Here is a 12,529-nt window from a genome sequence, read left to right as displayed (position 1 = left end):
ACCTCGCCTGTTATTTTGCGTTAATATAAGCAAGAATTTTTTCTTCAATCTCTTTCTTATCCGTCAACCGGTTGAGGATAATCACTTTACGTTTATCCTCTTCGCTGGCGTCTGAATTTAAAATATCGGCAAACATTTTCTGAGTCAGAATAATGTCATATTTAAATGACGAGGCTTCGGATACCGTGGTGTGATCGATATCCGCGTCAATCGACAGCTTCTGCAACACCGACTTGGCGCTCATTTCGATGGCAAAGCTGGAGCCGAGGCCGCAGCCACATACGCAGAGTACTTTAAGCATGGTAGACCCTCAGATAAGGTGAGTTATTTTCGCCAGCTTATAAAGGTTGCTCTCTTTATCGACCAGGCGTTTTTCAGAGTTTTCAAGATCTATCGGTATGGCTTTGTTGTTATTATTGATGACAATAATTTTATTGCTCAGGCCGCTGTGAATACATCTGACCACTTCCTCTGCCAGGATCGCGCCCTGAATAATCTCTTCGCCGGTGGGCATACCGCTTCTCAGCCCATAGCCGAGAATCGTTTTACGGATACGAATACCAATTTTGTGCTCAAGTTTTCCAATCATGGTATCAATCGCGCCCTGGAAACCCGGCGTATACTCTTTGGTGTAACCCTCGGAGCATAAAATCACCACGCTGTTCTGCTGTTTGATTTTATTCTTTATTTTTTCCGCCAGCAGGTCGATATCCCAGACTGATTCCGGGATCAGCGCGATATCCGCGTTGCTTTTCAGCGCTGCCTGCAGGGTCAGTTCGCCACAGTAGCCGCCCAGCAGCTCAATCATAAATACCCGCCCCGGCAGGCCACGGCCGGTATTGCGTAATTTGCCGACCTCGGCAATCACCTGTTCGCAGGCGGTGGAGAAACCGACGGTATAACTGTTGCCGCTGATATCGTTATCAATGGTCATGCCGATGCCGTAACAGTTGATGCCGTAACCGCTCAGCACCTTAAGAAATTGAAAAGAGCCGTCGCCGCCGCCCATAATCAGGCAGTCAATTTTCTTTTGCCGGATGTTTTTAACGATTTTCTCATAGTCAGACTTCTTACACTTCTCCTCTTTACGGCCGGAGGCGATCAGCGGTACTGAGGATATCGACAAATCGACCAGGTCACGGCGGGATATTTCTTTCGCCCGGTTGGCGATCAGACCATTAATGCCGCCGTCAAAGACCACTATTTCAGAGTCGGTCATCCGGTTTATCTGAAACAGAAAGTTGTTCATGCCGCTGACATCACCACCACTAATCACTAATCCTATTTTCATGGTTGACCTCAGAGTTAAGGGAGCCGTTAAAAGTAAGATTGATGTTAATGATGGGGGGATTCCGTTTTTAGAAGCTGGTCACACTTTGATAAGGTTTTTCCCGGTGAGCCGATCTTGACAGCGATTTTAAAGAGGTAAATTTGTGATGCTAATCACTCTATTATCGACACTAATCACGGTAGTGGAGGTTAACTGTCTGTTTAATAATGAATTTAATTTTGTGAGCCAGGTAATGTTTTATTCAGAGACAGGTTACGATCGTCAATCAACGCTTTTGTGAGTTAAATCACTTTATAAAGGTTCGCGGGATAAAATGACCGGTCAGGGGGGGCACACAGGTATCGATCGCGCCGATCTCATCAGACGCAATAAAAGGAATGGAGGAGGGGCGGTGCAGGGAGCGAGACGTCGCCAGGAGTGCAGAGCCCGGGAGCGGTGACACAGGAGGCGAGGAAGCAGGGGGGCATCTGCCGGTGGAAAGCCTGGCGTCAGCCAGAAAAAATCCGTGGCAGGCGTGCACCACGGATTTTAGTCCCCGGCGGCTCAGAGGCCGGGTGGCTCAATGGCCGGAATTACAGCGCCGGGCCGGCTGACTGAATACGCGCACCGGCTTCGGTGGTCGCGTACTGCGCGAAGTTACTGATAAACAGCTGCGCCAGCTTCTCCGCCTCTGTCTGCCAGCTGGCGTTGGCGTTACGCGGGTCGAGCTTCGCGCTCTCCACGCCCGGAATGGATGCCGGGATCGCCAGGTTGAAGATCGGCAGGGTTTCTGTCTGGTTATCACCGGCGGTGCCTTCCAGAATCGCGCTGATGATCGCCCGCGTGTCCTTCAGCGACAGACGCTCGCCCGCGCCGTTCCAGCCGGTATTGACCAGCCAGGCTTCGGCACCGCTCTGCGCCACTTTGGCCGCCAGCACGTCTGCGTACTGGGTCGGGTGCAGCAGAAGGAACGCCGCACCGTAGCAGGCGGAGAAGGTAGGCGTCGGCGCGGTGATGCCGCGCTCGGTTCCCGCCAGCTTGGAGGTAAAGCCGGAGAGGAAGTGATACTGCATCTGGTCCGGGGTCAGGCGTGATACCGCCGGCAGCACGCCGAAGGCGTCCGCCGCCAGGAAGATAATGCGCGCAGGCTGGCCGGCGCGCGATACCGGACGCACGATGTTCTCAATATGATCGATCGGGTAGGAGACGCGGGTGTTTTCGGTTTTTGAACCGTCGGCGTAATCCACGCTGCCGTCCTCGCGCACCACCACGTTCTCCAGCAGCGCGTTGCGGCGGATCGCGGCATAGATTTCCGGCTCCGCTTCCTGCTTCAGATTGATGGTTTTGGCGTAGCAGCCGCCCTCGAAGTTAAACACGCCGTCGTCGTCCCAGCCGTGCTCGTCGTCACCGATCAGCTGGCGCTGCGGGTCAGTGGAGAGGGTGGTTTTACCGGTGCCGGACAGGCCGAAGAACAGCGCTACGTCGCCCGCTTCACCGCGGTTGGCCGAGCAGTGCATCGAGGCAATGCCCTGCAGCGGCAGCAGGTAGTTCATCACCGAGAACAGCCCTTTCTTCATCTCGCCGCCGTACCAGGTGCCGCCGATCAGCTGAATCTTTTCGCTCAGGTTAAAGGCGACGAAGTTCTCTGAATTAAGGCCCTGCGCCTGCCAGTGCGGGTTGGTGCAGCCCGCGCCGTTGATTACCGTAAAGTCCGGCGTAAAGCTGGCCAGCTCGTCGTCCTGTGGGGCGATAAACATGTTTTTGACGAAGTGCGCCTGCCAGGCGATTTCGGTCACAAAGCGCACCGCCAGACGGGTGTCGTTGCTGGCACCGCACCAGGCATCAATGATGTACAGCGGTTTGGCGGAGAGTTGCTGCGCCACCAGGCCTTTCAGGCTGCTCCAGACCTCCTGCGTCATTGGTTTGTTGTCGTTGCGACCGAGGCCGGCGTCGGACCACCACAGGGTGTTCTGCGTTAAATCATCGCGCACGATGTACTTATCGCGCGGTGAACGGCCGGTGAACTCGCCGGTATCCACCGCCACGGCGCCGGAGGCGGTCATCACGCCGCGCGCCGGGCCGGTCAGATCGGCTGCCGTTTCGTGTGCGATCAGCAGATCGTAATCCGGGTTATGGATTATCTCACCGACATCCCTGATGCCGAGGCTTAAAAGGTGTTCTTTAACTGATGCAATAATCGACATACGCTACCTGACTCAATGGATGACGTGCGGGGCGGAACTATTCCGGCCCGATGGAATAGGCGGATATTAACACCGGGCTTCTGATGCATAAATTGCATAAATGCTATGCGTCATGCTAAATTTGCATAGCGTTGGCGGACTTGTTGAAGGATTTGTGACGGTGCTCAGTAATCTTGAAGTGAAGTGGTTGTACGACGTGATCGCGCTGGAAGAGTGCCGCAGCTTTACGCTGGCGGCGGAAAAACGCAATATTTCGCAGCCTTCATTCAGCCGACGCATTAAGTCGCTGGAGGCCGCACTGGGCTTCAGCGTGTTTGATCGCAGCGTCAATCCTCCTCAGTTAACGCCGCAGGGCAGAATATTCGTCGGCTACGCGCGCAATATGCTCGACGATATGGATTTTCAGATCGGCCGCATCAAAGGCGATCACAAGCTCAAGCAGAGCATCCGCATTGACGCCGCCCCGTCGCTCTCGGTGCTGCTGCTGCCCGACCTGCTGGCGGAGTACACCGACGGCCCGGATAAGGTATTCTTCGTTGAATCGATCAACGTCAATGATGCGGTGTTTAACCTGAAAGAGGGCAAGAGCGACTTTATCCTGTCGTTCTACAACGAAGAGCTGATGAACTACCCGTTTATCAACCACAAGATCTTCGATTCTGCGCTGCACCTCGTCACCCCCTGCGACCCCCACGGCCAGCCGCTGTTCAGCCTCGACGGCGACACGCTGCCGTTGATGAAGTACGCCAACGACAGCTATATGGGACGTCAGGTGAATCAGGTGATTGACCGCCACCCGGAGATCGTCTTCCAGCTGCGCTTTGTCTCATCGATGAGTGAATTGCTGAAGCGGATGATCCTGAAGGGAGACGGCGTCGGCTGGCTGCCCTACTACTCGATTCAGCAGGATCTGGAGGAGGGACGGCTGGCGATTATGGACCCGAGCCTGTCACTGAATATTGCCGCCTACGTGTACCGCTCCGGCGCGCGGTTAAACCTGACGGCAGAGCGGTTCTGGCACTATCTGAAGGGAAGGAAGAGCTGAGGCGGCTCAGGGTTCGCTACTTTACTCTGTTCTGACTCTTTACCCCGGCAGCGAACCGCTGGCTCACTGCTAACGCCGAACGTTGAGCGCCGACCGCCAAACGCCAAACGCCAAACGCCAAACGCCAAACGCCAAACGCGGGGCGCTCAGCCCAGTCAGGATTTATCTAGATTAACCCGCCGGGAATCAGCACCAGCGCCATTTCACTGGCAAGGTTTTCCATCGCTTCATTGACTGCGACTGAAGTTGAGGCTGATTCGGAATCAATCGTGACGTCAAGGTCGCTGGTATTAATACGATCGCCAAACAACATAACAGCCTTGTCGCCATGCTGTTTAGAAGACCACCGGATCCCCTGAGCTTCAGGGTTATCATCGTGGATTTTCTCTGCCCACTGACGCGTTTCGGGATAATGATCTGCGGAAGACCCCAGTAAATCGCCCTGCGTAATACCATGTTTTTTCATGAAGCGGGGATTGAGATCAACAAACTGAATATCTTTCCGAGGCGATAACTGACTTCGGGCAAGGTTGTCCAGCACGGACAGTTCGATGGGGGCATCTTCACAGGGAGTAGGGAGATCGTGTAACACCGTCTCCATCAACGCAACGGGCAGGCTATCTCCGCCGTATAATGTCGAAATGCTTTTCCCTTCACCGTCATTTATGGGGCTGAAGCGGCTTTTCCCTGCTCCGGGGTTAAATTCTGTCGCGCCATATTGCGATGGGTGAATTCGCTCAATGATTTTCCCTTTCGGCCAGGCGACCAGGCTGGCCGAGAGATCGGCATTTTTCCCAGGCGTATTAATTTTTTTAGCCATGTACCGGTCCTTCCTTAGCCCGTCGTGCCGCTTCCAGTACCTTATTGGGTTCTGATATCAGGAGATCTTTAGGCTTTTTATTGCCCAGCCAGCTATTCAGAGTGCCAAACCAGACGGCGAGTGACCAGGGGGTTTTGGTTTCTCCGAATACATCGATGATTTTCTTCATCAGTGGCAGCGGCTGCCCGCCAATATCCAGCGCGTAAGCCGGATAGAGGTCTCTGCCTTCTGATGTGATGGCAAAGATTTTCCTGGCCCGCTTCCAACGATTGGGTAAGCCACTGGGGTTTCTTACTGTAATACTTCCCCCGCCACGGCGTGAAACTTCCTGAGCAGGTAGCCACTCACTGTCATCAAGGATGGTCTTTTTGAGTTTTTCCAGCCGTTCGGTGTTGGTTAGAGTGGCGTTACCCACTCTGTTTTCGGCGGTAACATCACGAATAACAGTAATTGTTTTTTCGTCAGTAGCCAGAAGGATAAGGTTGCTTACGGCGCGGAAAGCGGCCTCAAGGGCAACTTTAAAGGCGGCGTCATCAATGGAATCCGGACGTTTCACAACATAGTAATGCTTTGTCTGATTGTCCCGGCGATTGTCAACTTCTGGCAATGAAATGGAGATGTCAGCATGCTCTCGACTGGTTTTAAAGTACGAGATGTTATCTGCCGGGACGGCAATAACCTCAAAATCAGCGTCTTTTTCCCGTGTAATCATGATTTGACTCCCGGTGATAGTTTGACCATATATCGAATATCTACAATATAGACTACATCACGGTTGTCCACCATCACCTGATCCGAAGGCGCATTTTTTATCGGCTTATCTTTGGTCGGGAAGCGCGGGGGCGGATCTGTAGGAGAGGGGGAGTGCTCATGGGCAAGAACAGTGACTTAAGAGAGTCAGATACAGAATTCAGTACCCAGAAAAGCAAAAACCCAGCCAGTGGCTGGGTTCTTTAAATAGTGGTGCCTGGACTCGGAATCGAACCAAGGACACGGGGATTTTCAATCCCTTTAAAACTGCTGTGAAAAGCAGCAAGACAAAGTGCCAAAGTGGCTAGTTTTTATCTAAGCCCCTTACTTTTGGGTCAAAAACGGCCACATGCTAGTATGTTTCTAAACGATTGGCCATGCTTATGTCTGAACTTCCACTGTGATGGTTCTACCAAGATGCTACCTTTTCAATGTATGAAGTGAAGGGTACTTTTTGATCGTAAGAATTATGATAAACTTTCGGGCATTAGAATTGTATGTTCTCTAAACCTTCAAGGACGGACACTACCCATGAGCAAAAGAGAGTTTGTCGGTACCACAAACATTACTCATGCTGGTATCAAGAAGCTTTTTACTCGCTGGAAGGATGAACCTTCGCAGGCGGTTGTCGAACTAGTAGCAAATGGATTCGATGCAGGAGCCAGTAAGGTTGATGTCCAAATCAAACGGAATGATCTTGGAGGGCTGGAATCTGTATCGGTGTTAGATAATGGTTCCGGCATTAATATTGATAAATGTGAAGAACATTTTTCAAGATTTAATGAGTCCCTTAAACAAGGAAATGATGATTTACAAGGTGCTCATGGTAAGGGACGCTTATCCTTTCATTTGTTTAGCCAGGAAGCAATTTGGTTTACCCGTTATCAAGGGCACGACTTTAAGATTACGATAAATAGCGAAAGCCTTCGAGATTTTAAGGTTGTAGAGCTTCTTGAATCAGAACAACATGCATCCTTAAGAAATTTGCAAAATGGAACATGTGTTGTTTTACGGCATTTTACCAAAAATTTGCCCGGTAAAGATCCTATCATCAAGAAACTGCAAAATAATTTCGGCTGGCGACTGTCATTAAATAAAAACAGAAAGCTTTTTCTAAATGATATTGAAATCAGTGTTCCGCTGAATGTATCTATTGAAAAAAATATTGAATTTGAAAATTTCACCTTTAATGTCTTATTTGTTCGCTGGGTAAGTAAGCCTGGTGTTGAAAAATCATATAATTATCTTGTTAATAATCAAGGCAGAATTGTTTTTCGAGAGTTAAGCAGTTTTAACCATAAGCCAAATTTTTATCTTAGTACCTATACTCGTTCTGATTGGGTAAAGCTTTTTGATATTCATGATTCTAGTTTGAACTTTAGTGACGAGAAAAAAGCCAGTATTAGTTCTGATGAATATAGAAAATTAAAATCAGAAATTCAAAAGATAGGAAAAGAAATTTATGATAATTTCCTAAAAGAGTTTGTGGATGAAAAAATATTTGAGTATGAAGAAAAAGGATATTTCCCATCTTATTCTAATCTTTTAGAAGTTGATGCTAAATGGAGAATGCAGGCCATAAAAAATACAATAAGTAGTATTTATTATGCTGATCCATCGATCTTCTCAAATTTAAAATCCAAACAAGCTAAGATTCTTATACATCTTATCGATAAATTAATAGTATCTAATGAAAATAGCGAGCTTTTTGATGTATTAGAAAGCATCCTTGAATTAGATCATAAAAGCCTATGTGAATTACAATATCAAATAGAGAAAACATCACTTCAGAATATAGTTTCTACTATTGAAGTTTTGCAGCGTAGAGAGTCTGCTGTTCAGAAATTAAAAGAAGTTGTAGTAAGTCATTATGATAAGGTAAGAGAAACACCTGATCTACAACTTGTCATCGAGAATAATACATGGTTATTCGGCAATAAATATACCATGTTAGGTGCTGAGGAAGATGATTTTCAGAGAATAGCCTATAATTTGAGAAATCACGTTAAGGGTATAGATACACTTACATCAGATGATTTTGATCAAAATGATCTTGCTGATGGACTGGATATTGAAGGAGTCCGCAGACAGGTAGATCTCTTTCTTGCAAGACGACGAGTTGAGTTTAATGGCCGTGGTGAAAGCTACTTCCAATGTACGATTATAGAGATAAAAAAACCGAGTGTTTCTTTAAATGAAAAACATCTTAAGCAGTTGAAAGATTACGCAAAAATAATCCTTCAGCACTCTGGTTTTTCGATGGAAAATATGAGGTTTGAGTTGATTCTTGTTGGCAGAAAAATATCCAGCTCTGATTTTGAAATTGGTGCTGCGTTAGAAACTGCGGAAGCAAGAAATGAACCAAGCTTAGTGTTTGATGTGAAAAATGGCCGTATAAAAGGATATGTTAAAACTTGGAGTACTATATTCTCAGAGTTCGAGTTGTCTAATAATTATTTGCTTAATAAACTAAAGCTTAGAAGAGAGTATTTAGATGGTTTTGATGCTGAGGAGCTAATAAAAGACCTGCATGAACCGACAGAATAATTTTAATTGGTGGTGTAATTAAATGGAAATTAAAGGCAGTGATTACTACAGCATTAAAAAAGAGATAAGATTTTACGCCAGAGATATGAATCAATGGTGGAAGAATCTACAAAAAGACTCTGTGGCAGAATGGTTATTGCTTACAACTATTGGTTGCTGGGGGATACCTAACCACTTATTCCAAATGTTGGCATTCATTCTTACAATTTTATTTTTTACTGGTAAGCTCAAAGTTCTTCAGCGAAAGTATTCATTTGTTAAGTCAGAGAGGGTGATTTTAGCAAAGATCATGAAAGATAATATTCCTGAAAAAGAAAGAGAGGTGCTTATTTATCGGTTAGGTAAAATAAAGAAATTCAGGCGTAACAGAAATATCATTTTCATTCTCAAAAGGAATTGGCGTTTTATCTTTGGATATACCTTCTTGATGGTTTCATTTGTCTATAATTTATAAGTGGATATGATAACTGAATTTTTAGATTGCAAAATAGACCAGTCAAATAGATTACATTGACTGGTCTTTCTTATAATATCACATTTTAAAACGGGTCGTTTTCTGTGTCGGTTACGTTATTTATGCATCTGAAAAGCTGACGGCTAGGCTTGTGTTTTTCATTCGGATAGAATCGCATTGCGGATGCACAAAGAGATGAAACCTGTCTTGCTATGTTTTCCCGAAGTTAACAAGAAGACCGTGCTTTATCTTCTCACCATCTGTTCTGACTTTAATGATAAAACTGAACTGATAAATGCTTATGTCAGTCAGGTCATTGCCAAAAGTTACGCTGGCCGCTCTGTTTATTTCTCTTTCAACGTCACGCAGGTCAGTGTTAAGTCTGGCTGTCGTATCTACAAGTGCGTATGACCCTGACACCGTATGTGATCCATTCATAATCAGGAATAACCGGCTTCTGACCCTGACCCCGAATATGATCCAGTCATAATGAGGAATAACCGACCTCATGTTGGCTGCATATTCTGGCAACCGGCAGATTTTTCGGCAAATTCGGAAGGTGTCATAGTTCATTGTGGTTATCGTTTTGCACTGACCGAAACTGGTCGGTTTCGTACACTGTTTTGTGAATCTGTCCGAAAGTAAGTGAAATTTATTTCGTACAGGCGTTATAATTCGGACATCCTTTTCGTACGGAAAGTTTCCTATGTCACGTGTTTTTGCTTACTGCCGGGTCTCCACTCTGGAACAGACAACCGAAAATCAGCGGAGGGAAATTGAAACGGCGGGTTTTGCCATCAGACCCCAGCGACTGATTGAGGAACATATAAGTGGTTCGGTTGCTGCCAGCGAACGCCCCGGATTTATCCGGCTGCTTGATCGCATGGAAAATGGTGATGTGCTGATAGTCACCAAGCTGGACCGTCTTGGGCGTAATGCCATGGATATTAGAAAAACAGTTGAGCAACTGGCTGCGTCAGATATCCGTGTTCACTGCCTTGCGCTCGGGGGTGTTGACCTGACAAGCGCAGCCGGGAGAATGACCATGCAGGTTATTTCAGCGGTGGCGGAATTTGAACGGGATTTGCTTCTTGAACGTACACACTCTGGTATTGTACGGGCCAAAGCATCAGGAAAAAGTTTTGGCCGTCCGTCAGCGCTGAGCGAAGCTCAAAAGCAGGCTGCGATGGAACGCCTCAATGCGGGAAGCAGTGTCAGCGCTGTTGCTCGTGAATTTAGCACCACCCGGCAAACCATTCTCAGGGTGAAAGCGGCATTCAGTACCTGAGAATGGCGTTCTCCGATTATCTGAGTCGCTTACCTGACTCGTCGGTGACTCTTTCACCATCTTCTTTCGTAAATGCGCTTTTCTGTGGCTCCGGAAGAATATCCAGCACCACTTCAGAAGGTCGGCACAGTCGCGTCCCCAAGGGACTCACCACAACCGGACGGTTTATCAGTATCGGATGCTGGAGCATGAAGCCGAGCAACTGCTCGTCAGTAAACTTATCGTCGGCAAGGCCCAGTTGATCGTATGGCTCTACGTTCTTACGCAGCAGCGCACGTACTGTCATCCCCATATCGGCAATGAGTTTTACCAGCTCGTCATGTGAGGGCGGGGTCTCAAGGTAATGAATAATCGTCGGCTCTGTGCCGCTGTTTCTGATCATCTCCAGCGTGTTGCGCGACGTGCCACAGGCCGGATTGTGATAGATGGTTATATTGCTCATATCAATATCTCATTACAAAGTGACGGAAAGCCGCAACGCCAGAGCGGCCAGAGTGACAAACAGCACGGGCAGCATCATGATAATGCCTGTGCGGAAGTAATAGCCCCATGTGACGGTCATGTTTTTCTGGGACAGTACGTGCAACCAGAGCAAGGTTGCCAGACTCCCGATGGGGGTGATTTTGGGTCCCAAATCGCATCCAATAACGTTGGCGTAGATCATCGCTTCTTTGATGACACCTGATGCCGTACTTCCGTCAATTGATAATGCCCCAATCAACACTGTGGGCATGTTATTCATAACGGACGACAGGAACGCCGTAAGGAAGCCAGTACCAAAGGTTGCTGGCCATAATCCCTGTTCTGCCAGCGCATTCAGCACCCCGGAGAGGTACTCTGTTAGTCCGGCGTTGCGAAGACCGTAAACCACCAGGTACATTCCCAGGGAGAAAATAACGATTTGCCACGGTGCGCCACGTAAGACTTTCCCGGTGTTAATGGCATGACCTTTTTTCGCTACGGCAAACAGAACTCCCGCCCCCGTAGCGGCGATCGCACTGACGGGGATGCCCAGCGGCTCAAGCAGAAAGAACCCTACGAGAAGCAACACAAGGACTATCCAGCCAGCCTTAAACGTTGCCGGGTCCTTTATCGTGCTGGCTGGTTCTTTTAACAGTGAAACGTCATATGTCGCTGGAATATCCCTTCGAAAGAAAAGATGCAGCATACCCAGCGTGGCGGCAATGGCCGCGATATACACGGGGATCATGACAGAAGCATACTCAGTAAAGCCCAGTCTGAAAAAATCGGCAGAGACTATATTCACCAGATTGGACACAATAAGCGGCAAGCTGGCGGTATCGGCAATAAACCCAGCGGCCATCACAAAGGCAAGCGTAGTCCCTTTACTGAACCCCAGAGCGAGCAACATGGCAATCACTATTGGGGTCAGGATGAGCGCAGCGCCATCGTTGGCGAATAATGCAGCAACAGCGGCACCAAGCAGTACAATCCAGGTGAACAGCAAGCGTCCACGGCCATTGCCCCAGCGAGATACATGCAGTGCAGCCCATTCGAAAAAACCTGATTCATCGAGCAGCAGGCTGATTATGATCACGGCGATAAACGTCGCCGTCGCGTTCCAGACAATATTCCAGACCACAGGGATATCGCCAGGATGAATGACGCCGAAAATCAGTGCCAGCACCGCGCCAATACCCGCGCTCCAGCCGATACTCAGTCCTCTGGGTTGCCAGATAACCAGGACCAGCGTCAGTAAAAAAATACTTCCTGCCAGTAACATTTCAGACTCCTTTACATATGATTTTAAGAATGTGTATGCGTGTTATTTAACAGGATGACGGTGCGGATTTTGTCATCCATTCCCGGATCTCTTCCCGTAGGCATAACCAGGACGTAGTGATGGTTTCAGCAGCCCAGGCAGGTATGTGTGGGGATAGTCGATAGTGGATCCATTTCCCTTCCCTACGGTCAATAACCAGTCCTGATTCGCGTAATATAGCCATGTGCCTGGATATTTTGGGTTGTGACAGCGCGGTGACTGCGCAGATATCGCAGACGCACAACTCGCCAGACTCCCTGAGAAGCATAACAATAGCCAGCCGGGTTTCATCCGACAGAATTTTGAAAAGCTGAAGAGGCTGTAGCATTTTCTTTCCTAATGGATTTAGAGTATACATATGTTAAATC

Annotated in this window: 12 protein-coding genes; 4 read left to right on the top strand and 8 right to left on the bottom strand. The window is 48.1% G+C overall.

Going from position 1 to position 12,529, the window contains the following annotated elements; all coding sequences use genetic code 11:
* Positions 1 to 10 precede the first annotated feature (10 nt).
* The 3 genes from GKQ23_RS21480 to pckA all read right to left on the bottom strand — a co-directional run bounded on the left by GKQ23_RS21480 (position 11) and on the right by pckA (position 3,474).
* Complete coding sequence (locus GKQ23_RS21480; protein ID WP_056235317.1) at positions 11 to 301, bottom strand: PTS sugar transporter subunit IIB; 291 nt, start codon at positions 299 to 301, stop codon at positions 11 to 13.
* A 9-nt stretch (positions 302 to 310) separates the two neighbouring features.
* A complete protein-coding gene (locus GKQ23_RS21475) occupies positions 311 to 1,291 on the bottom strand; it encodes a 6-phosphofructokinase (RefSeq protein WP_056235320.1) in 981 nt (326 codons plus the stop codon).
* A 572-nt stretch (positions 1,292 to 1,863) separates the two neighbouring features.
* Positions 1,864 to 3,474, bottom strand: a complete 1,611-nt coding sequence (pckA, locus tag GKQ23_RS21470) for a phosphoenolpyruvate carboxykinase (ATP) (protein WP_212409389.1) — start codon at positions 3,472 to 3,474, stop codon at positions 1,864 to 1,866.
* Between the two features lie 160 nt (positions 3,475 to 3,634).
* Here pckA and GKQ23_RS21465 point away from each other — a divergent pair, with 160 nt between their 5' ends.
* A complete protein-coding gene (locus tag GKQ23_RS21465) occupies positions 3,635 to 4,519 on the top strand; it encodes a LysR substrate-binding domain-containing protein (RefSeq protein ID WP_212411922.1) in 885 nt (294 codons plus the stop codon).
* 166 nt (positions 4,520 to 4,685) lie between these two features.
* Here the strand turns inward: GKQ23_RS21465 and GKQ23_RS21460 are convergent, their stop codons facing one another.
* Both GKQ23_RS21460 and GKQ23_RS21455 read right to left on the bottom strand, forming a co-directional pair.
* Positions 4,686 to 5,339 (bottom strand): RES family NAD+ phosphorylase, encoded by a 654-nt coding sequence (locus GKQ23_RS21460; RefSeq protein ID WP_212409388.1) that lies wholly within the window; start codon positions 5,337 to 5,339, stop codon positions 4,686 to 4,688.
* Positions 5,332 to 6,051: a hypothetical protein gene (locus tag GKQ23_RS21455; protein WP_212409387.1), complete on the bottom strand. Its 720-nt coding sequence runs from the start codon at positions 6,049 to 6,051 to the stop codon at positions 5,332 to 5,334. The genes GKQ23_RS21460 and GKQ23_RS21455 overlap by 8 nt, the downstream gene beginning before the upstream one ends.
* 569 nt (positions 6,052 to 6,620) lie before the next feature.
* Between GKQ23_RS21455 and GKQ23_RS21450 the strand changes: the two genes are divergently transcribed.
* The 3 genes from GKQ23_RS21450 (at position 6,621) to GKQ23_RS21440 (ending at position 10,378) form a co-directional block, all read left to right on the top strand.
* A complete protein-coding gene (locus GKQ23_RS21450; RefSeq protein WP_212409386.1) occupies positions 6,621 to 8,636 on the top strand; it encodes an ATP-binding protein in 2,016 nt (671 codons plus the stop codon).
* A 22-nt stretch (positions 8,637 to 8,658) separates the two neighbouring features.
* On the top strand, positions 8,659 to 9,090 hold the full coding sequence (locus GKQ23_RS21445) for a hypothetical protein (protein ID WP_212409385.1): 432 nt from the start codon (positions 8,659 to 8,661) through the stop codon (positions 9,088 to 9,090).
* A gap of 706 nt (positions 9,091 to 9,796) precedes the next feature.
* Complete coding sequence (locus GKQ23_RS21440; protein ID WP_212409384.1) at positions 9,797 to 10,378, top strand: recombinase family protein; 582 nt, start codon at positions 9,797 to 9,799, stop codon at positions 10,376 to 10,378.
* Positions 10,379 to 10,394: 16 nt separating this feature from the next.
* On the opposite strand, the gene arsC is transcribed toward GKQ23_RS21440, so the two are convergent.
* The 3 genes from arsC to GKQ23_RS21425 are packed head-to-tail and all read right to left on the bottom strand — an operon-like array spanning position 10,395 to position 12,489.
* Positions 10,395 to 10,820 (bottom strand): glutaredoxin-dependent arsenate reductase, encoded by a 426-nt coding sequence (arsC, locus tag GKQ23_RS21435; RefSeq protein ID WP_212409383.1) that lies wholly within the window; start codon positions 10,818 to 10,820, stop codon positions 10,395 to 10,397.
* A gap of 12 nt (positions 10,821 to 10,832) precedes the next feature.
* On the bottom strand, positions 10,833 to 12,122 hold the full coding sequence (locus tag GKQ23_RS21430; RefSeq protein ID WP_212409382.1) for an arsenic transporter: 1,290 nt from the start codon (positions 12,120 to 12,122) through the stop codon (positions 10,833 to 10,835).
* 46 nt (positions 12,123 to 12,168) lie between these two features.
* A complete protein-coding gene (locus GKQ23_RS21425; RefSeq protein WP_212409381.1) occupies positions 12,169 to 12,489 on the bottom strand; it encodes a metalloregulator ArsR/SmtB family transcription factor in 321 nt (106 codons plus the stop codon).
* Positions 12,490 to 12,529 lie beyond the last annotated feature (40 nt).

The organism is Erwinia sp. E602, assembly GCF_018141005.1.
GTDB lineage: Bacteria > Pseudomonadota > Gammaproteobacteria > Enterobacterales > Enterobacteriaceae > Erwinia.
This window is presented reverse-complemented; position numbering and strand designations above follow the sequence as displayed.